20 protein-coding genes are annotated in these 18,503 nt (G+C 73.8%); 10 read left to right on the forward strand and 10 right to left on the reverse strand.

The annotated features are described in order from the left end of the window. Positions 1–46: 46 nt before the first annotated feature. A complete protein-coding gene (locus tag KSP35_RS06570) occupies positions 47–1,171 on the reverse strand; it encodes an AI-2E family transporter (RefSeq protein WP_217000106.1) in 1,125 nt (374 codons plus the stop codon). Positions 1,172–1,275: 104 nt separating this feature from the next. On the opposite strand from KSP35_RS06570, the gene KSP35_RS06575 reads away from it, so the two are divergent. Then, positions 1,276–2,955 carry a wax ester/triacylglycerol synthase family O-acyltransferase gene (locus KSP35_RS06575; protein ID WP_217000109.1) on the forward strand — a complete coding sequence of 560 codons (1,680 nt, stop codon included), beginning with the start codon at positions 1,276–1,278 and terminating at the stop codon, positions 2,953–2,955. Positions 2,956–3,042: 87 nt separating this feature from the next. Beyond that, positions 3,043–4,029: a patatin-like phospholipase family protein gene (locus tag KSP35_RS06580; RefSeq protein WP_217000113.1), complete on the forward strand. Its 987-nt coding sequence runs from the start codon at positions 3,043–3,045 to the stop codon at positions 4,027–4,029. Between the two features lie 10 nt (positions 4,030–4,039). Here KSP35_RS06580 and KSP35_RS06585 read toward each other — a convergent pair whose 3' ends face one another. Next, a complete protein-coding gene (locus tag KSP35_RS06585; RefSeq protein ID WP_217000115.1) occupies positions 4,040–4,678 on the reverse strand; it encodes a hypothetical protein in 639 nt (212 codons plus the stop codon). Positions 4,679–4,694: 16 nt separating this feature from the next. Then, the gene (locus KSP35_RS06590; protein ID WP_217000118.1) at positions 4,695–6,215 is read right to left on the reverse strand and encodes a long-chain fatty acid--CoA ligase; all 1,521 of its coding nucleotides are present in this window, start codon (positions 6,213–6,215) and stop codon (positions 4,695–4,697) included. Positions 6,216–6,564: 349 nt separating this feature from the next. On the opposite strand from KSP35_RS06590, the gene KSP35_RS06595 reads away from it, so the two are divergent. Then, complete coding sequence (locus KSP35_RS06595; protein ID WP_217000120.1) at positions 6,565–7,533, forward strand: phosphotriesterase; 969 nt, start codon at positions 6,565–6,567, stop codon at positions 7,531–7,533. A 10-nt stretch (positions 7,534–7,543) separates the two neighbouring features. On the opposite strand, the gene KSP35_RS06600 is transcribed toward KSP35_RS06595, so the two are convergent. Further along, positions 7,544–7,792, reverse strand: coding sequence for a hypothetical protein (locus KSP35_RS06600; protein WP_217000123.1), 249 nt, complete (start codon positions 7,790–7,792; stop codon positions 7,544–7,546). Positions 7,793–7,978: 186 nt separating this feature from the next. Between KSP35_RS06600 and KSP35_RS06605 the strand changes: the two genes are divergently transcribed. Beyond that, the gene (locus KSP35_RS06605; RefSeq protein WP_217000126.1) at positions 7,979–8,719 is read left to right on the forward strand and encodes a TetR/AcrR family transcriptional regulator; all 741 of its coding nucleotides are present in this window, start codon (positions 7,979–7,981) and stop codon (positions 8,717–8,719) included. Positions 8,720–8,725: 6 nt separating this feature from the next. Here KSP35_RS06605 and KSP35_RS06610 read toward each other — a convergent pair whose 3' ends face one another. From KSP35_RS06610 to KSP35_RS06625, 4 genes are all read right to left on the reverse strand, one after another. Continuing rightward, positions 8,726–9,547: a sulfurtransferase gene (locus KSP35_RS06610; RefSeq protein ID WP_371748759.1), complete on the reverse strand. Its 822-nt coding sequence runs from the start codon at positions 9,545–9,547 to the stop codon at positions 8,726–8,728. 28 nt (positions 9,548–9,575) lie between these two features. Further along, a complete protein-coding gene (locus tag KSP35_RS06615; RefSeq protein ID WP_217000134.1) occupies positions 9,576–9,881 on the reverse strand; it encodes a hypothetical protein in 306 nt (101 codons plus the stop codon). Positions 9,882–9,926: 45 nt separating this feature from the next. Further along, on the reverse strand, positions 9,927–11,462 hold the full coding sequence (locus KSP35_RS06620; RefSeq protein WP_217000137.1) for a glycosyltransferase: 1,536 nt from the start codon (positions 11,460–11,462) through the stop codon (positions 9,927–9,929). 83 nt (positions 11,463–11,545) lie between these two features. After that, on the reverse strand, positions 11,546–12,619 hold the full coding sequence (locus KSP35_RS06625; RefSeq protein ID WP_217000140.1) for a DUF2855 family protein: 1,074 nt from the start codon (positions 12,617–12,619) through the stop codon (positions 11,546–11,548). 163 nt (positions 12,620–12,782) lie between these two features. Here KSP35_RS06625 and KSP35_RS06630 point away from each other — a divergent pair, with 163 nt between their 5' ends. From KSP35_RS06630 to KSP35_RS06655, 6 genes are all read left to right on the forward strand, one after another. Further along, positions 12,783–13,835: an LLM class flavin-dependent oxidoreductase gene (locus tag KSP35_RS06630; protein ID WP_217000142.1), complete on the forward strand. Its 1,053-nt coding sequence runs from the start codon at positions 12,783–12,785 to the stop codon at positions 13,833–13,835. 131 nt (positions 13,836–13,966) lie between these two features. Next, positions 13,967–14,122, forward strand: a complete 156-nt coding sequence (locus KSP35_RS06635) for a GPGG-motif small membrane protein (RefSeq protein WP_217000145.1) — start codon at positions 13,967–13,969, stop codon at positions 14,120–14,122. Beyond that, positions 14,119–14,340, forward strand: coding sequence for a hypothetical protein (locus tag KSP35_RS06640; protein WP_217000148.1), 222 nt, complete (start codon positions 14,119–14,121; stop codon positions 14,338–14,340). The genes KSP35_RS06635 and KSP35_RS06640 overlap by 4 nt, the downstream gene beginning before the upstream one ends. A gap of 113 nt (positions 14,341–14,453) precedes the next feature. Continuing rightward, a complete protein-coding gene (locus KSP35_RS06645; RefSeq protein ID WP_217000152.1) occupies positions 14,454–14,966 on the forward strand; it encodes an RNA polymerase sigma factor in 513 nt (170 codons plus the stop codon). Beyond that, a complete protein-coding gene (locus tag KSP35_RS06650) occupies positions 14,966–15,664 on the forward strand; it encodes a hypothetical protein (RefSeq protein ID WP_217000154.1) in 699 nt (232 codons plus the stop codon). The genes KSP35_RS06645 and KSP35_RS06650 overlap by 1 nt, the downstream gene beginning before the upstream one ends. Beyond that, positions 15,664–16,851 (forward strand): serine/threonine-protein kinase, encoded by a 1,188-nt coding sequence (locus KSP35_RS06655; protein WP_217000157.1) that lies wholly within the window; start codon positions 15,664–15,666, stop codon positions 16,849–16,851. Before KSP35_RS06650 ends, KSP35_RS06655 begins: the two co-directional genes overlap by 1 nt. A 99-nt stretch (positions 16,852–16,950) precedes the next feature. On the opposite strand, the gene KSP35_RS06660 is transcribed toward KSP35_RS06655, so the two are convergent. Continuing rightward, positions 16,951–17,160: a DUF6458 family protein gene (locus KSP35_RS06660; RefSeq protein WP_217000160.1), complete on the reverse strand. Its 210-nt coding sequence runs from the start codon at positions 17,158–17,160 to the stop codon at positions 16,951–16,953. 159 nt (positions 17,161–17,319) lie between these two features. Beyond that, positions 17,320–18,447, reverse strand: coding sequence for a phosphotransferase (locus tag KSP35_RS06665; protein WP_217000162.1), 1,128 nt, complete (start codon positions 18,445–18,447; stop codon positions 17,320–17,322). Between the last annotated feature and the right edge of the window lie 56 nt (positions 18,448–18,503).

Genomic DNA, 18,503 nt, shown 5'->3' on the forward strand with positions numbered 1-18,503 from the left:
GCGGGCACGCTCGGTGGTCATCGGCGGGCCCGGCCGCCGGTCCCGCTCAGGTGAGGGCCACGTCCGGCCCGGTCGCCACATCACCGTCGCCGTCGCCGGGCTCGTCCTCCGAGGGGTGCTCGCGCTTCCAGATGGCCACCGAGTCCATGGCGATGGCGGTGAACGGCACCGCCAGGAGGGTGCCGACGAAGCCGAACAGCGCGGTGCCTGCGGTGATCGAGAGCAGGATCACCACGGGGTGCATCGAGAGCGCCTTGCCGTAGATCCAGGGGGCGAGCAGCTCGTTGTCGAGCTGCTGGACGACGAGGGCCACGATGGCCACCACCACCGCTTGGGCCAGGCCGGCCGAGGCCAGGGTGACCAGCACCGCGAGCACGCCGGCCACGGTGGCGCCCACCAGCGGGATGAACGCCGCCGCGAACGTGAGCAGCATCACCGGCACCACCAGGTGGGCACCCGCGAAGAACATGGCGCCGCCGATCACCACCGCCTCGAGGATCCCGAGCAGCGCCGCCCCGCGCAGGTACCCGCCGAGGGTGACCCAGCTGGCGTTGGCCAGCTCCTTGGCGTGCGGTCGTCGCCTCCGGGGCACCAGCCCGGTCATCCAGCGCTGGAACTCCGGGCCGTCCTTGATGGCGAAGAAGGTCAGGACCAGCGAGAGGATCAGGCTCACGAGCGCCTCGATCACCAGGCGGGCACCCCGGGCGATGGTGTCGGTGGAGTTCTCCAGCGTGGTCTTGCTGCGCTTCGTGAGGTCGTCCTTGAAGTCCTCGACGTCCTTGCGCTTCACGTCGAAGGCGCTGTCCTCGACGAGCCAGTCCTCGATCTGCTGGGTGCCCTTGTCGATGGTGGTCCCGAAGTCGCTGAACTCGTGGACGACCGGCGGCACCACCGCCATGACCAGCCCGGCCACCAGCACGAGGAAGCCGACCAGGACCGAGGCCGCCGCCAGCGCCGGCGGCCACCCCCGGCGCCGCAGCCAGTTGCCCGGCACGGCCAGCACCCGGGTCAGGAAGAGGGCGGTGATGACGGGGAACAGGACGATGCTGAGCTGGGTCAGCAGCTCGAGGACGAGCTTCGAGGCGTAGCCCACCACGATGGTGCAGGCGGCGTAGGCCGTGAACCGCAGGATGGCGGGGTGCGGCCGCCAGCTGGCGGCGGGGGCGTCCATGGGTCCCCCGGTCTACCCGACCGGGCGACATCGCCCGGCCGGGAACGGCCGCGGCGATGGACCGCGGGTCGGTGTGATGTGACGTCGGGCATAGGGTCAAGGACATGAAGCGACTGACCGGACTGGACGCCGGGTTCCTCTGGATGGAGACGCCCTCGTCGGCGATGCACGTCTCCGGGCTGGCCATCTACGACCCTGCCGGCCTGCACGCCGGCGGCACCTTCGGGATCGAGAACGTGCGGGCGATGGTGCGCGGCCGCCTCCACCTCGCCCCGCCCTTCCGCCAGCGGCTGGTCGACGTGCCCCTGCAGCTCCACTTCCCGCTCTGGATCGAGGACCCGAACTTCTCCCTCGACAACCACATCCGCCACGTCGCGGTGCCGGCGCCGGGCGGCGTCCGGGAGCTGGCCGAGCTGGCCGCCGAGCTCAACGCCACGCAGCTCGATCGCAGCCGGCCGCTCTGGGAGATGTGGTACATCGAGGGCCTCGAGGGCGGCCGGGTGGCCACGCTCACCAAGGTCCACCACGCCGCCATCGACGGTGCTTCGGGCTCGGAGATCACCGTCGCCCTCTTCGACCTCTCCCCCGAGGTCACCGAGTACCCGCCGCCGGACGAGCCGTGGATGCCCGACGACGTGCCGTCGGACCTCGAGATGCTGCGCTACGCCACCGCCTCGCTGGCCCGCCAGCCGCTGCGGGTGCTCAAGGCCCTGCGCCGCACCGGCCGCGCCGCCCTCAACGTCACGTCGCTGGCCCGCGGCGAGGGGTCGGGCCTGGCGCCTCTCCCCTTCACCGCACCCGCCACGTCGATCAACGGCGCCATCAGCGCCCGCCGCTCGGTGGCGGTGTCGTCCCTCTCGCTGTCGGACGTGAAGCGGGTGAAGAACGCCTTCGGGGCGACCGTCAACGACGTGGTGCTCGCCCTCTGCGCCGGGGCCCTGCGCCGCTACTTCGCCGAGCGGGGCGAGGACGTCGACGGGCCGCTGCTGGCCATGGTCCCGGTGTCGGTGCGGTCCGAGGACCAGAAGGCCGACATGGGCAACCAGGTGTCGTCCATGTTCACGACGTTGGCCACCGACGTCGCCGATCCCGTCGCCCGCCTCCGGTCGATCCACGAGGGCATGCAGGGCGCCAAGGAGCAGCACCGGGCCATCGGCGCCGACACGCTCACCGACTGGGCCGAGTTCGCGGCGCCGGCCGTGTTCGGGCGGGCCATGCGGCTCTACGCCCGCATGGGCCTGGCCGACCGCCACCGGCCGGTGTTCAACCTCACCATCTCCAACGTGCCGGGCCCGCCGTTCCCGCTCTACTCCGCCGGCGCCAAGCTCGAGGCCAACTTCCCGCTCGGCCCGATCTTCGACGGGGCCGCGCTCAACATCACGGTCATGAGCCTCGAGGACAGCCTCGACTTCGGCATCCTCACCTGCCCCGACGTGGTGGACGACGTGTGGTCCATCAGCGACGGCCTCGCGGCGAGCCTCCACGAGCTGCTCGCCGCCGCCGAGCTCCTGGAAGAGGAGGCCATCGCCGTCGGCACCGCCCCCTCGCCGCCTGCGACGGAAGCGTCCGCCCCGAAGGCGCCGGTCAAGGAGGCACCCGCGAAGAAGGCGCCCGCAGCGAAGAAGGCACGCGCGGCGAAGGAGGCACCCGCGGCGAAGAGGGCGCCGGCGAAGAAGGCACCCGCCAAGAAGGCGCCCGCAGCGAAGAGGGCGCCGGCCAAGAAGGCCGGCACCAAGCGGGCGTCGGTCGCGAAGCGGGCACCGGCGAAGCGGGCCGGCGGCTGAGCGCTCCGAGGCGGCCGTCGCTCGCCGGTGGGGCACCAGCGCCCCGGAAGCGTGGTGGGGGCTCGATCCGGGGGTAGACAGGGGCGCATGGCGCGCGCCGGGTTGGTGCTGGGTGCCGGTGGGCTGACGGGGCAGGCGTACCACGCCGGCGTCCTGGCGGCGCTCGAGGCCGAGCTGGGTTGGGACCCCCGGTCGGCCGAGTTGGTGGTGGGCTCATCGGCCGGTTCGCTCACCGGTGCCGCCCTCCGCCTCGGCGTGCCGGCCCACGACCTGGCGGCCTCGGCGCTCGGCACCGAGCTCTCGGCCGAGGGCGCCTTCCTGGCGGCCTTCGACCAGGAGGGCCCCGAGATCCCGCCGTTCGACGCCCGGCACGCCCTGCACGGCTGGCGGCTGCCGTCGGTGGGCCTGCTGGCCCGCACCGTGCGCCGTCCCTGGGAGTTCCGCCCCAGCGCGGCGGCCGCCACGTTGCTGCCCGCCGGCTTCGTCGACATCACGGGACCGGCCGACACGTTGGCCCCGCACCTCGGCACCGAGTGGCCCGACGGGCTGTGGATCTGCGCCGCCCGCCGTTCCGACGGCGCCCGGGTGGCCTTCGGCCGCGCCGGTTCGCCGCCCGCACCGCTGGGCCGGGCCGTGGCGGCGTCGTGCGCCATCCCCGGCTACTTCTCCCCGGTCGAGATCGACGGCGTCGAGTACGTCGACGGGGGCGTGCACTCCCCGACCAACGCCGACATCGTGCGGAACGAGGGCCTCGACCTGGTGATCGTGTCGTCGCCGATGTCCGCCGCCCACGGCCGCATGCGCGGCGCCGATGCCGGCATCCGGTGGGCCCTGCACCGCCGCCTCGACCTGGAGGTCCGCCGCCTGCGCCGGGCCGGCGCCGAGGTGGTGCGCATCGAGCCGAAGAGCTCGACGCGGACCGTGATGGGCGTCAACGCCATGGCCGACGACCGCGCCGGCGAGGTGGCCGACGCCGCCCGCTCCGACACCGCCGCCTACCTCGCCCTCCCCCGCGTGGCCGCCCGGCTGGCCGCGCTGCCGCGCAACGCCCGGCCCCGCATCCCCGCCCGCTGAGCGGGCCCGGTCACGAGCCGGCCGAGCCGGGCAGCCGCTCGTCAACGTAGGCCGCCGCCTCCGCCGGGGTGAGGCCCCACGCCTCCACCAGGCCGGCCTCCAGCACCGAGCGGTACGCGGCCGACGGCGGCGCCTCCTGCACGTCGGCCCGCGTCCAGGCTGCGGTGAACGTCACCGCCGGATGGCCGTCGAGCAGGCCGAGCGGGACGACGGTGTCGTACCACCCGGTGCCGGTCGAGCACGGCCGGCCGGTGGCGATCGCCTCGGCCAGCGCCGGCGGAAGCGGGCCACCCGTGGGCCGCCGCCCCTCCTGGGCCAGCACGTCGGCGAACTGGCCGGCGGCGATCAGGTACCCCCGGCCGAGCGTGCCGGCCCTCGGGTGGCGGTGGTGGTCGAGGAAGGCGACGCCTCCGCCCCAGGTCGGGCTGGCCCCGTGGAAGTAGGCGTCGTGCGGCACCTCGACCCGCCGCACGGCGAGCGGCGGGCTGGCATCTCGGCAGCCGGGGTTGGTGTGGCTCGAGCCCACGGGCGAGCCGCCGAGCAGGTAGCAGTCGAACCGCTCTCGGCCCAGGTTGGAGCCGTAGCTCACGTACCAGAGCGGCCCGAGCCCACCCTCGGCCCGCACGTCGGTGCGGCCATCCACGGCCACGGGACGAGCGACCGCCTCAGTCGCGCAGCTCGGTCTTCAGGATCTTGCCGGTGGGGCCCTTGGGCAGCTCGGCCACGATGCGCACCTCGCGGGGGTACTTGTACGCCGCGAGCTGCTCCTTGGTGAAGGCGATGACCTCCTCTGCGGTGGCCTCTGCGCCGGGCTTGAGGCTGATGACCGCCACCACCTCCTCGCCCAGGCGGTCGTCGGGCTTGCCGATCACCGCGGCCTCGGCCACGGCCGGGTGGGCGAACAGCACCTCCTCGATCTCCCGGGGGTACACGTTGAAGCCGCCCCGGATGATCATGTCCTTCTTGCGGTCGACGATGAAGAAGTAGCCGTCGGCGTCGCGGTAGCCGAGGTCGCCGGTGTGGAACCAGCCGCCCCGCATGGCCTCGGCGGTGGCCTCGGGCTTGCCCCAGTAGCCCTTCATCACGTTGTGCCCACGGATCACGATCTCGCCGATGTGCTCCTCGCCCCGGGGCAGCTCACCGTCGTCGCCGTCGACGATGCGGACCTCGACGCCCCACATGGGGCGGCCGATGGACAGCACCCGGCGGTGCTCGGCGCTCTCGTTGAACGTGGCGATGGCTGAGGTCTCCGAGAGGCCGTAGCCCTCGAGCACCACCACGCCGGGGAACTTCTCCTCGAAGGCCCGGATGATCTCGCCGGGGATGGCGGCGCCGCCCGAGATGCCCACGCGCAGCGCCGAGAGGTCGTAGGCCGAGGTGTCGGCCTGCAGCAGCGCGACGTACATGGTGGGCACGCCGAGGAACACGGTGCAGCGCCGGTCCTGCATGGCCGTCAGCACCGGCTCCAGCTCGAAGCGGGGCACCAGGACGATGGTGCCGCCGAAGCGCACCGCGGTGCTGAGCACGCTGGACAGGCCGAAGACGTGGAAGAGGGGCAGGACCGCGAGGGCGACGTCGTCCTGCTGGTAGCCGAACAGGTTGCCGCCGGTGGTGGCCGCCATGAAGAGCTGGAAGTGGGTGAGCTCGGCGCCCTTGGGCCGTCCGGTGGTGCCGCTGGTGTAGAGCAGCACCGCGGTCTCGTCCGGGCTCAGCGGGGCGATGTCCCGCGTGTCCTCGCCCAGGTACAGCTCGTCGAAGGCCAGCGTGCCGTCGGGCCGGGTGTCGTCGCCGGGGAGGGTGACCGCGTAGGTGCGGACGTCGCCCACCTTCGCCGCGGCCTGGGCGGCCTCCGCGCCCATCGGAGCGAAGGTCACCAGGACCTTGGCCCCGCTGTCGCGCAGGTGGTACTCGACCTCGGGCAGGCGCAGCAGCGGGTTGAGCGGCACCAGCACCAGGCCGGCCTTCAGCGCCGCGAAGTAGGTGAACACGAACTGCGGCAGGTTCGGCAGCTGGACCGCCACCCGGTCCCCCGGCTCCAGGCCCAGCGCCAGCAGGCTCGACGCCACCCGTCCGGACAGCTCGTCGACCTGGCCGTAGGTGAGCGAGATCTCCCCGAGGTGCAGCAGCGGCTTCTCGGGCGTGCTGTTCGCCGACTCCCGCAGGATGGTGGCCAGGTTGAAGCTCAAGGGACCCTCCGGTCTCACGGTGGCAGGCGCATCACCGTACGCCCGGTCGGCCAGCCGGCCACCGAAGCGCCCACCCCGGACCCCGCCCACCTCTGCCCCACCTGGAACTTCGGGTCCAGGACCAGCGCGCGCACGGGCCTGAGACCCGAAGTTCGCCGGGATCGGCCGACCCACCCGCAACTTTGGGTCCAGGACCGGCGCGCGCAGGGGCCTGGGACCCAAAGTTCGAGGGGGAGTGGGGCCGAGGGCTCGGCCACGGTCGGCGTCGGCGCGCTCCCAGCACGCCGGTGCGCGACCGGCTACACACGGGAGCGCGCACCACCCATCCACCGTCGAAGGGGACGACCAGATGACCGAGCTCCAGACCGCCCGCGGCCCGATCGACACCGCGGACCTGGGCCGCACCTACATGCACGAGCACGTCTTCGTCCTCACCCCCGACGTGCAGCAGAACTTCCCCGAGGAGTGGGGCGACGAGGACGAGCGGGTGGCCGACGCGGTGGCCAAGCTCACGGCGCTGGCCGACCAGGGCGTGCGGTCGATCGTCGACCCCACGGTGGTGGGCCTGGGCCGCTACATCCCCCGCATCCAGCGGGTGGCCGAGCAGGTGCCGCAGCTCAACATCGTGGTAGCCACCGGTTGCTACACCTACGGCGACGTGCCCTTCTTCTTCCACCACCGGGGCCCGGCGGTGGGCATGGAGGAGCCGATGGTGGGGCTCTTCGTGGGCGACATCACCGACGGCATCGCCGGCACCGGCGTGCGGGCCGGCCTGCTGAAGTGCGCCATCGACGAACAGGGGCTCACCGCAGGGGTCGAGCGGGTGATGCGGGCCGTCGGCCAGGCCTCGCTGGCCACCGGCACGCCGATCACCGTGCACACCCACCCCGGCACCGAGACCGGCTCGATCGTGCAGCGCGTGCTGTGCCAGGAGGAGGGGGTGGCGCCCGAGCGCATCGTGCTCGGCCACAGCGGCGACAGCACCGACGTCGACCACCTGAGCACGCTGGCCGACGCCGGGTTCGTCCTGGGCATGGACCGCTTCGGCATCAACCTGGCCATCACGTTCGAGGAGCGGGCCGACACCGTGGTGGAGCTGTGTCGCCGGGGCTACGCCGAGCGCATGGTGCTGTCCCAGGACGCGGCCTGCTACATCGACTGGATCGACCCGGCCATCCGACCGGCCCTGCCCCAGTGGCACTACCTCCACATCCACGACGAGGTCCTGCCGTACCTGCGCGAGCAGGGCGTGACCGAGGAGCAGATCACGACCATGCTCGTCGACAACCCCCGCCGCTACTTCGAGGGCGGGGCCTGAGGCGGCGTCCTCAGCCCTCCTCGGGGATCTCCTCCCACCACTGGCACCACCAGTCGGCGCCCACGAGGATGCGCAGCTTCTGGTGCCAGCAGTACGACAGGTCCGCCGTGGGCTCGAGGTAGTAGAGGCAGTTGTCGCAGCGCTCGTCGCCGGAGGGCTTGCCCTTCAGCACGGCGTTCGAGGACAGGATCCGCAGCTCCATGGCGAGCTTCTCGTCGATCTCTTTGGGCTCCGGCGGAGGGATCACGTAATCGGACATGGGGCGAACGTATCCAGCTCCCGGCCCCGCAAGGGACCCGTCTGACCTGCGGGAACCGTGCCTAACGTCGAACGTGGGGCGGTCGGCGCTCCTGCACCTACGTCCGTAGACTCGGCGGTCCCACCGTCGGCAGACCAGGGTGGGTCCGCCAGGGAGCGACCGATCGACCACCCCGGAGGTGCTGCCGTGACCAGCCAGGAACCACCGCCGCCGCGCCGACGCGCCATCACCCGTGACGCGGTCCTGGCTGCCGCCCTGGTGGTCATCGACGAGCAGGGCCTCGACGGGCTGACGATGCGCCGTCTCGGGGCTGCCCTCGGGGCCGACCCCATGGCGGCCTACCTCCACTTCGAGAACAAGGCGGCGCTGCTCGACGCCGTCGTCGACCACCAGGCCGCCAAGCTGGCCGGGCCCGCCGCCTCGGTCCCCGCTGCAGCAGCGGGCGCCACCGGCCCGGCCGACGTCGTGGCGCTCATCGTCGGGCAGGCCCAGCACTACCGCCGCGTGCTGCTCGACCACCCGAACCTCGCGCCGCTGCTGGTCAGTCGCCCGCTCCCCCAGGCCGACGCGCCGGAGATCCTCGTCGGCGGGGTGGCGCTCCTGGGCGCCATCGGCTTCGACGACGCCGACATCCCCGTCGCCCTCGATGCCCTCGTGAGCTTCTCGCTCGGGTTCGTGCTCCAGGAGGCGTGCCGGTCCCAGAGCCGGGCGGCCATGGGCCGGTCCTTCGCGGACCAGCAGGGCGAGCTGGTCGATCGCCTCGCCGGCCTGCCGCAGGACACCACCCTGGCCCGCAAGGTGGTGGAGCGGCGCCTGGCCGACGACGCCTCCGACGAGGAGTTCGAGTCGGGCATGCGGGCGCTCATCCACGGCCTGCGGCTCGGCCTGGGCCGCTCGGCGCCGCCCGACGTCGCACGCGTCTGCTGATCGCCGTCAGGGCGCGTCGCCGGTGGCCACCGGTCGATCCGTGTGGCTGTACTGCGACCACGAGCCCGGGTAGAGCCGGCCCCCGCCGACCCCGGCGTGCTCCATGACCAGCAGGTTGTGGCAGGCGGTCACGCCGGACCCGCAGTAGGAGACGACGTCGGGGCCCGTCGCCGGGGTGATGCCCACCGCCGCCAGCCGGTCACGGAGCTCGGCCACGGAACGCAGCCGGCCGTCGGGACCGAGGTGGTCTCGGCACGGCAGGCTGCGGGCACCGGGGATGTGGCCCGTGCGGGGGTCGACGGGGTCGGGCCCGCCGGCGAACCGTGCGGCGTCTCGGGCGTCGACCACCAGGTTGGCCGGGTCGGTCGCGTCGTCGATGGTGGCGAGGCGGTCGGCGGGCCAGGGCACGGGCGTGAACGTGGCCGGCGCCACCACCCGCTCGCGCCCCTCGAGCGGGCCGTCCCATGCGGTGAGGCCACCGTCGAGGAGCGCGGCGTCGTGGCCGATGGCTCGCAGCATCCACACCAGGCGGGAGGCGATCACGCCGCCGGCGTCGTCGTAGGCCACGACGGTGGTGCGGTCGCCGATGCCCGCTCGGCCGAGGCCCTCGGCGAAGACCTCCGGCGTGGGCAGCGGGTGGCGGCCGTCCTCCGGGCCAGCCTCGGCCGACAACCACCGAGCCAGGTCGATGAACACCGCGCCGGGCAGGTGGCCCCGGTCGAAGGCCTCCCGGGCCGAGCGCCCGTCGAGGTAGAAGCGCACGTCGGCCACCACCAGGTCGGCATGGCCGCCCTCGGCGAACGACCGGTCCACCACCGGCGGGATCATCGGACGGGCTCGAGCGGTTCGGCGGGCATCACCAGATCGACGCTACGCGGCGACGCCGGCCGGCGGCGCTGCGGTGGCGACGCCGCCGGGCCGCACGGTCAGCGGTTGGGCCGCTCGGGCGGGCCAGGCGCCAGGCGGCTTCGGCCACGGCGATCGCCTCCTCGGCCGAGGCCCAACGGACGTCGTCCACCGGGCGGTGCGAGAGGTAGGCCCGCCAGTGCCGACCCGCGGCGCCGTCGGTGTGGAGCACCTGGGCGATCAGCCAGGCGCCGTGGAAGCCGTAGAGGTGCTCGGAGAAGTCCTTGGTGGGCACCCATCGCAGTCGGCCGGTCACGTCGCCGAGCATGCCCGACCCCACTGACATCGAGCAGCCGGGCGCTCAGCGGCGGGCGTGGCGCTCGCGGCCCTGGGCGTAGGTGGCCTCGAAGCGGGGAACGAGGCCGTCCCAGGAGAGGTTGGCGCGGGCGTGGGCCCGGGCGTTGGCGCCGCGACGGGCGATCTCGGCCGGGTCGTCGGCCACCTGGGCGAGCACCTCGACCAGCGCGTGGTGGTCGTCGGGCGGCACCAGCCAGCCGGTGGGGCGGTCTCGGTCGAGGTTGACCATCGACAGGAGCCCGCCGCTGGCGCACGCCACCACCGGCAGGCCGACCGCCATGGCCTCCAGCGGCACCTGCGGGTACGGGTCCTCGACGGAGGGCACCACCAGGACGTCGCACGCCGCCAGCCCGGCGGGCAGGTCGTCGTGGCCCCGCCAACCGGTGAAGTAGATGTCGTCGGCGCCGACCTGCTGGGCGACGGTGAACGGGTGCTCGCCCTCCCACTCCCCCGGGTGCCCGCCCCAGACCACCAGCGAGACGGGTCGGGCGAAGCGGTCGCGGGCCTCGGCGAAGGCGCGGATGAGCGCCGGCACCCGCTTGAAGTCCAGGAACCGCCCGACGTAGAGCAGCACCGTGGCATCGTCGTCGACCCCGAGCAGGCGGTCGAGGTCGGCCTCGTCGTAGGCGATCGTCCCCGGAGGCCCGGTCTCGGTCCACCCGTGCGGGTCGCTGACCAACGCCCGTCGGAACACCTCGCGCCGAGAGCCCGGGCCACGGCCCTGCGGGCGGAAGCGCTCGATGTCGACGCCGTTCGGGATGGTCGTCACGTGGTCCGGGTCGATGCCGAACATCGAGATGGCGCTCTCTCGGTTCTGCGGCGACACGGTGATGACGTGGTCGGCCACCAGCGCCTGGCGCTGCAGCCGGGCGGTCCAGAACTCGCCGTGGATCCACGATCCCCAGCGGGTGGCGCGCAGGAGGTCGACCTGGGCGGGGTCGAGCCCGTCCTCCAGCTCGGCACCGGCTGCGGAGGCCACCGCCTTCGGCATGGTCGCCAGGGTCTCGCCGAGCGCAGCCGCCAGCGTCGCCCGCTCGTCGATGGCGGCGACCAGCTTCATCTCGGTGCCGTGCAGGTGCACCACCATCGGCGTGCCCGGCCACCCGCGGTGCACGGCGTCGAGCTGGGGCGTGAGGTGGTGCAGGTGGAACACGTCGGCGTCGTCCGCCCGGGCGCCCTGCAGCGGCGGCTCCCACACGGCGGCGAGGTGGCCGGCGAGCTCCGGCGGCACCGCCGCCAGCACCACGTCGGGCACGCCCACCCGATCCTCGTACGAGGGGTGCATCGGCAGCGGAGCGGCGATGGCGTCGCCGCCGGCAGCGAACCGGGCTGCGGCTTCGGTCGAGTCGAGGTGGTGGACGTCGAGCCCGGCGAAGAACGTGGGCGCGTGGGTCTCGTCGCCCTCGACGCCCAGCGAGCCCACGGCCAGCGACACCTCGCGCCCAGCGCGGGCCAGCGCCGGGCTCAGGTAGCGGACCACGTAGGCCGAGCCGCCTCGCGGGTAGAAGAGCAGGCCCATCACCACGCGTCGATCGTCCATGTGGGCCCGACCCTACGAGCGGATCCTCCCGTTCACCCCCGGTGCGACCAGCGTTCACACGCCGCCGAGCGGCGGCCGCGGCCCTAGAGCTCGATGACGAGGCCTCGCCGCGGTGCCACCGAGCCGGCCAGCGTCTCGAGCCAGGCGGCCTGCAGGCCCTCCGGGCCGTGGCCGACCTCGACGTCGACCCAGCCGGCCACCACGGGCGCGAAGCGGCCCCAGGCCTCGGCGTGGCGGTCCTCCACGCCGTCGGGGCCCCAGTCGGCGTGGCGCTTGCGCATCTGGTCCGGGGCGAAGAAGAACGCAGGCGCGGCACCTGGCAGCGCCGCATCGGCGGACAGGTCCGGCGCCGCATCGTGGTGGGCGGCGCCCACCACCGCCGAGTGGACCGGCGCCACCCGCTCGTGGACGGCGCGGCGCAGCGCCGCGTCGCCGGCGATGTCGACGTACACCGCCGCGGCCGGCGCCAGGTCGCCCACCTCGTCGTACGTCAGCACCTGGTCGTAGCAGCCCAGGCTCTCGGTGAACGCCCGGTTGGCGGCGCTGGTGAGGCCCACCCGGTGGACGCCGTCGAGCAGGAACGCCGTCCCGTAGGCGGTCTTGCTCGACGCGCTGCTGAGGATGACCACCTCCGCGCCGAAGCACCGGTTGTCGAGCAGGAAGTCGGCCAGCATGAAGCTGGTCATGAACAGCGGGCGGTAGAGGACCTGCAGGTCCTCCTGGTCGGCGGCGTAGGCCGGGTCGGCCGTGGTGGTGGTGAGGCCGTTGTACGGGCTGGGCAGGTGCTGGCGGTGTGCGCTGGCGTCGCGGAAGCCGTGCTCGTCGACCTTCGCCGGCTGGACCAGCAGGTGGCTGCTGGTGGGGAGGTACCCGTAGAGCCGGGTGCCCTCGGCGACATCGTCCACCGTGCTCCGCTCGACGGTGGCGAAGCCCCACAGCGGCACGCAGCCCTGCACCCGGCCGTCGACGTCGGCCGCGGGGAAGAAGTCCCAGTACCTCATGGCTTCGCCGAAGACGGCGTAGGTGACGTTGTTGGCGCTCATGCCCACCCGGTCCACCCGCAGGAGGACCTGCCCGTCGGCCGGCTCGAACGGTGGGGCCGCCGCGACCGTCGTGCGGGCGAGGTCGGCGCGGTCGACGGTCAGGTCCCAGGTCATGGCCGTGGTCTAGCCGCCTCGCTCGCTCGTCGCTGGTCCGAGGAATGCCTCCCGCCCCAGCACGGTTGCAACCGAAGCAGTTGATCCGTCAACTACCTTGCGGGCTCGCCGGACGGCGGACCCGCCCGACGAACGATCGGCCCCGGGCCGAAGAGGAGCACCCATGCAGGTCGGCATCGACAGCTTCGCCGCCGTGGTCTCGGACCCCGACACCGGGGTCACCCTCAGCGCCGCCGACCGGTTGGCCAACCTCCTCGAAGAGGTCGAGGCGGCCGACCGCGTCGGGATCGACGTGTTCGGCATCGGTGAGCACCACCGCAAGGAGTACCTCGACTCGGCGCCCACCCTGATCCTGGCGGCCGCCGCCGCCCGAACCGAGCGCATCCGCCTCACCAGCGCCGTCACCGTGCTCAGCGCCGATGATCCCGTCCGGGTGTTCCAGCAGTTCGCCACCCTCGACCAGCTCTCGCGCGGCCGGGCCGAGCTGGTGGTGGGCCGGGGCTCGTCGGTGGAGGCCTATCCGCTCTTCGGCCACGACCTGCGCGACTACGACTCCCTCTTCGCCGAGAAGCTCGGCCTCCTCCTCCAGCTGCGCGAGGAGACGAACGTGACGTGGTCCGGCCAGCACCGCCCGACGCTCACCGGCCAGGGCGTCTTCCCCCGTCCGTTCCAGGACCAGCTGCCCATCTGGCTCGGCGTCGGCGGCACGCCGGAGTCGTTCGCTCGGGCCGGGCTGCTCGGCCTGCCGCTCATGGTGGCGATCATCGGCGGCACGTTCGAGCGCTTCCGCCCCCTGGTCGACCTCTACCGCGAGGCCGGCCGCCAGGGCGGCCACGCCCCCGAGGACCTGCGGGTCGGGGTGCACGCCTTCGGCTTCGTGGCCGACACCGACCAGGCGGCGGTCGATGCCACCTGGCCCGGCTACGCCCGCCTCATGAGCACCATCGGGCGCGAGCGGGGCTGGGCCCCGCCCAGCAAGGCCCAGTACGAGGCGGCGTCAGGCCCCGGCGGGGCCTACCTGATCGGGAGCCCCGAGAGCGTCGCGGCCAAGGCCCACCACGTCGACGAGGTGCTCGGCGGCGTCGACCGCCTCACGTTCCAGATGACGAACGTCGCCCTGCCCCACGCGTCGATGCTCCAGAGCATCGACCTCCTCGGGGCCGAGGTGGCTCCCCGCATCCGCGCCGATGCCGAGGCGGTGCGCGCCGGCGCATGAGGCCGGCGTCGGGGGACGTTCGACGACCCGTCGGGGATACGGGAGCGCGCCCCATCGGGGTGGTTTCACCCGATGACGTGGTTCACCCGATCTGACGAACACCGCGGCGGGTGCCGGGTACGGATGCGGTCGTGAACGCAACCATCCTCTGGGTCATCGCCGTCATCCTCGTGATCGTCGGCATCGTGCAGCTCCTCCAAGGCCAGCTCATCTTCGGCATCGTGCTGATCGTGCTCGGCTGCCTCGTCGGACCCGGCGGGGTCTCGGTCTTCCGCACCCGCCGATGAGCGCCGTGCTCCAACCCGCGCCGGGCGAGGGGCGACCGCCGGCGGAAGCGCTCGGCGCCTTCGAGCGGACCCGGGCGGCCCTCGCCCGGGCGACGACCGCCCGGACCGCGCCGGCCGCTGCCCCCTCGGCCCTGTCGTCCGAGCTGCGCAGCAGCGTGCTGCTGCTGCTCGCCGTGCTGACGGTGCCGCTGCTGCTGCTGGCCGCAGCGGCGCGCTAGCCACGGCCCTCGCCACGTTGCGGCGAGCCCGTGGCGTGCGCGCGCCGCGAGCGTCAGCCCTGAGGGCGCACCACCGCTAGGTTCCGCCCGGATGGACCGGGGGGGAACCGACGGTGCCGTCGGGACCCGTCGACTCGCACGGCGCCCCCACGGCCGACGACGCCTTCCGGGCGCACGCCCCACGGGTGCTGGCCTACCTGCAGGGCCAGCGCGTGGCCGAGCCCGAGGACCTGCTCGGCGACGTCTTCGTCCAGGTCGCCCGCTCGATCGGCTCGTTCCAGGGCGACGAGCACCTCCTCCGCCGCTGGATCTTCACCATCGCCCGCAACTGCGTGGTCGACGACCGCCGCCGCCGCTCCCGTCGGCCCGAGCTGGCCGACGCCCCCGTCCCCGATCGGCCGGTCGACGAGGTCGGCGTCACCGACCCGGACCTGGTGCGCGCCCTCGCCGGCCTCACGCCGGACCAGCGCGAGGTCATCGGCCTCCGGTTCGTGGCCGACCTCCCGCTGGAGGACGTCGCCGAGATCACCGGCCGACCCGTGGGGGCCGTGAAGTCGATGCAGCACCGGGCGTTGGCCGCCCTGGCCCGTACCCTCGAAGCCGACGACGGCGCAGGTGAGCGGTGATGGACGACGACGCAGAGCTGATCGAGCGCCTGCGGGCCCTGGGGTCCCACCCCGTCGACCCGGAGCTGGCCGCCTCCGTCCAGGCCCGCATGGCCGACGCGGTCGGTGACGGCACCGAGGACGGTGACGGTGACGCCGAGGAGGGGTCGGTCGCCCCCGTCCTCCCGCTGCGCCGCACCCGGCGCCGGGCCGTGGCCGCCGCTGTGGCAATCGTGGTCCTGGGCGGAGGGGGCGCGGCAGCGGCGAGCGGCGGCCTGCCCGGGCCGGCGCAGCGGACGGTCCACCGCATCCTCGGCCACGTCGGCATCGACGTGCCCGACCGCGACCGCGGCGCCCGCCCCGCTCCACGGCCGACGCCGCCCACGACCACCGCTCCCGGCGCGCCGACCTCGACCGTGCCGCCCTCGTCGAGCTCGACCTCGTCGTCGAGCACCTCCACCTCGAGCACCACGAGCACGAGCACGTCGACCACTGCGCCAGGGTCGACCACGACGACCACGCCCGGCTCCCCCACCACCGCTCGACCGACCCCGACCACCGCACCGCCCACCACCACCGCCGGCACCCCCACCACGCGCCGCACCCCCACCTCGGCGACGCCGGCCACCCCGGCCACGCCCGGCGGCAAGGGCCAGCCCGCCACCCCCGCCACGCCTGCGAACCCTGCAGGCCCCGGCGGCGGGCACGGAACGGCCTGATGGCCGAGGACGAACCCGCCCACGGGCCGCTCCTCGCCGGTCGCTACCGCGTGGGACGCCTGCTCGCCGCAGGCGGCATGGCCGACGTGCACTGCGGCCACGACGAGCGGCTCCACCGAGACGTCGCCATCAAGGTCCTCCGGGCACCCGCCGGCGGGGCGCTCGCAGACGACGCCACGGCTCGGCATCGCTTCGCCGCCGAGGGCCGGACCGTGGCGCGCCTCGCCCACCCTCGCATCGTGACCCTCTTCGACGCCGGCGAGGACGGCGAGGCCGCCTTCCTCGTCATGGAGCTCCTGTCGGGAGCCACCTTGCGCGATCGGCTGGGCCGAGGTCCGCTGGACGAGACCGAAGCGGTGCAGGTGCTCGACGACGTGCTCGGGGCCCTGGACGCTGCGCACCGGGCCGGGATCATCCACCGCGACATCAAGCCGTCGAACGTGCTGGCCGACGTGGACGGCGGGTGGAAGGTTGCCGACTTCGGCATCGCTCGCTCCTCCGGGCCCACCCCCGACCAAGACCTGACCCAGACCGGTTTGGTCGTGGGGACCCCGCGCTACCTCGCACCGGAGCGGTTGAGCGGCCAGCCGGCCTCCGTGGCGAGCGACCTCTACAGCGTGGGCGTCCTGCTCGGCGAGGTCATCGGCGACGGACCGCAGCGCTCTCCCCGGCTGGCCGCGATCGCCTCGCGAGCGACCGCTACCGATCCCCGGCAGCGGTTCGCCAGCGCCGCATCGATGGCCGACGCGATCCATGGGCGCGAAACCGTCGCGACGGTCGCAGCGCTCGCCGCCGCCACGACGCCGACCCTCGCTGCGCCCGCCGCGGACGGGACCACCGTCGTGGCAGCGCCGCCCCCCACGCAGGTCCTGCCGCTCGCCACCCGCCTGCCAGCGGATCGCCGGAAGCGCCGGGTGGCCGTGGCCGCGGCGATCGCCGTCCTGGCGGCCGGAGCCGTCGCGATCGGCCTCGCCGATCGAGGACCGTCGTCGACACCGCCGCGCTCGGACCAGGCCCCTGCGTCGTCCACCACCACCCTCACGACCGTGCCGGCGTCGACCACCACGGCCGTCCCACCCACCACGGTGGCACCGACCACCGTCGCCGTCACGACGGCGCCGGCACCCCCGGCGACGAAGGCGCCGAAGCCCCCCAAGGGGAAGGGCAAGGGCAAGCCGAAGGGCTGAGGCCTGGCGCGCCGCTGCCCCCGGCCGTCGGCAGCGGGGGCAGCGGGGTCAGCGACCGCAGCGGCCGTTCACCGGTGACCGGTGACCGGCGGACGGCGATCAGTAGGCGCGGGGCGGGGCCTCGCGGACCTCGGTCACGACCCGGCGGCGGGTGGCCATCTGGATGAGGCCGATCACGAGGCCGACCGCGGCGGCGATCATCAGGATGAGGCCCACCATGCGGAGGTCGACGTTGTCGACCTGGTCGGCCACCGCGTAGCGGAGGATGGCGCCGATGGCGCCGATGAGGATGCTGGCACCGATGGTCATGGGGAGCTCCTGGGCTGGGGGACGGTGTGTCCGATCCGTACCCGTGCGCCCCGGCCAGATGTGGCCCGGCGGCAGAAGCGACCCTTCGGTGGATTTGGGCGCGAAGCCGTACCGCAGCAGGGGTTCGCAGCGTCCGCCGGCCTCGACCGACGCCGACCGTCAGGTGCCGATGACGGCCTGCGCGTCCAGGTCGAGGGCGTGGCGCGAGTGGCGGCCGGCCATGGTGAGGAACATCTGGTCGCCCCGGTCGGTGCGCTCCACGAGCATCGACGCGGCCACGGCCATGATCAGGCCCAGCCAGGTGCCGCGCCGGTAGTCGTGCCAGCAGCGCTCCCAGTCGTAGCCGGCCACGCCGGCGGCCACGAGCCCGTCGTGGTAGCCGCGCACGAGGGCCTCCTCGTGCTGGCGGCGGGTCTCGGCCTCGAGCCCGGCGCCGATGAAGTAGGCGACGTCCTGCAACGGCGGCCCGTGGGTGACCGTCTGCCAGTCGACGACGGCGATGGGCGTGCCACCGGGGCTCGGGTCGAAGAGGAGGTTGTCGAGCCGGTAGTCGCCGTGGACGATCGACCACGGCTCGGTGTCGGCGAACAGGTAGGCCTCGAGTCGACCGAAGAGCTGCCCGCCGGCCTCGTGGACCTCCGGACCGAGGTCGTCCCGGTAGCGGTCGAGGAACCCCTCCCAGAGGGTGGGGAGCAGCATCAGCATGAACTGCTGGCTGGTCGCCCGGTCGCGGTGCAGCCACTCCAGCTCGGCCAGCGACGCGTCGCCCCAGCGCGGCGCGTGGAGGCGCACCAGCTCGTCGACCGCCACCTCGGCCACCTCGGGCGAGCAGCCGGCCAGCTGGTCCCCCTGCTCGGCCGGGGCCAGGTCTTCCAGCAGCAGCACGAAGCTGGCGGTCTCGACGTCGATGTCGGCGTGGAACACCGCCGGCGTGCGCATCGGCAGGTGCGGGGCGAGCTGCTGGTAGAAGCGCACCTCGTTCTCGTAGCTCCGCAGCGAGAGGGCGGTGGCCCGGCTGGTCTCGTCGGCGGCAGGGAGCTTGGCCACGATCGACGAGGGGGCGGCCGTGGCGCCGTCGAAGGTCAGCCGGAGTCGCACGCTGTCGCACATCTGCCCGGTGCCCACCGGCTGCTGCTCGACGGCGGTGACGGAGCGATCGGGCTCGAGCGCGCCGCCGGCGCGGAGCGCGGCGGTCACCCACTCGGCGGTGAGCAGCTCCGGCGCGTCGGCGATGGGCAACTCGCCCACGCCTCCAGCCGGTGGCGCGCCGATCTGGTCGAACGGCATGGCGGTGTCCCCTGTGCTCGCCGGTCCCTGTCCGGCGAACCTAGCCACGCACCGCT

It is taken from the genome of Aquihabitans sp. G128, assembly GCF_019048865.1.
Classification (GTDB): Bacteria; Actinomycetota; Acidimicrobiia; order Acidimicrobiales; family Iamiaceae; genus Aquihabitans.

Bases quoted from the DNA above. Each gene is read 5' to 3' on its own strand.
- KSP35_RS06665 (WP_217000162.1), bottom strand. From the start codon at position 18,447: ATGCCGTTCGACCAGATCGGCGCGCCACCGGCTGGAGGCGTGGGCGAG.
- KSP35_RS06640 (WP_217000148.1), top strand. From the start codon at position 14,119: ATGAGCGCCGTGCTCCAACCCGCGCCGGGCGAGGGGCGACCGCCGGCG.
- KSP35_RS06595 (WP_217000120.1), top strand. From the start codon at position 6,565: ATGACCGAGCTCCAGACCGCCCGCGGCCCGATCGACACCGCGGACCTG.
- KSP35_RS06625 (WP_217000140.1), bottom strand. From the start codon at position 12,619: ATGACCTGGGACCTGACCGTCGACCGCGCCGACCTCGCCCGCACGACG.
- KSP35_RS06570 (WP_217000106.1), bottom strand. From the start codon at position 1,171: ATGGACGCCCCCGCCGCCAGCTGGCGGCCGCACCCCGCCATCCTGCGG.
- KSP35_RS06650 (WP_217000154.1), top strand. From the start codon at position 14,966: ATGGACGACGACGCAGAGCTGATCGAGCGCCTGCGGGCCCTGGGGTCC.
- KSP35_RS06660 (WP_217000160.1), bottom strand. From the start codon at position 17,160: ATGACCATCGGTGCCAGCATCCTCATCGGCGCCATCGGCGCCATCCTC.
- KSP35_RS06620 (WP_217000137.1), bottom strand. From the start codon at position 11,462: ATGGACGATCGACGCGTGGTGATGGGCCTGCTCTTCTACCCGCGAGGC.
- KSP35_RS06655 (WP_217000157.1), top strand. From the start codon at position 15,664: ATGGCCGAGGACGAACCCGCCCACGGGCCGCTCCTCGCCGGTCGCTAC.
- KSP35_RS06630 (WP_217000142.1), top strand. From the start codon at position 12,783: ATGCAGGTCGGCATCGACAGCTTCGCCGCCGTGGTCTCGGACCCCGAC.
- KSP35_RS06575 (WP_217000109.1), top strand. From the start codon at position 1,276: ATGAAGCGACTGACCGGACTGGACGCCGGGTTCCTCTGGATGGAGACG.
- KSP35_RS06600 (WP_217000123.1), bottom strand. From the start codon at position 7,792: ATGTCCGATTACGTGATCCCTCCGCCGGAGCCCAAAGAGATCGACGAG.
- KSP35_RS06610 (WP_371748759.1), bottom strand. From the start codon at position 9,547: ATGATCCCGCCGGTGGTGGACCGGTCGTTCGCCGAGGGCGGCCATGCC.
- KSP35_RS06580 (WP_217000113.1), top strand. From the start codon at position 3,043: ATGGCGCGCGCCGGGTTGGTGCTGGGTGCCGGTGGGCTGACGGGGCAG.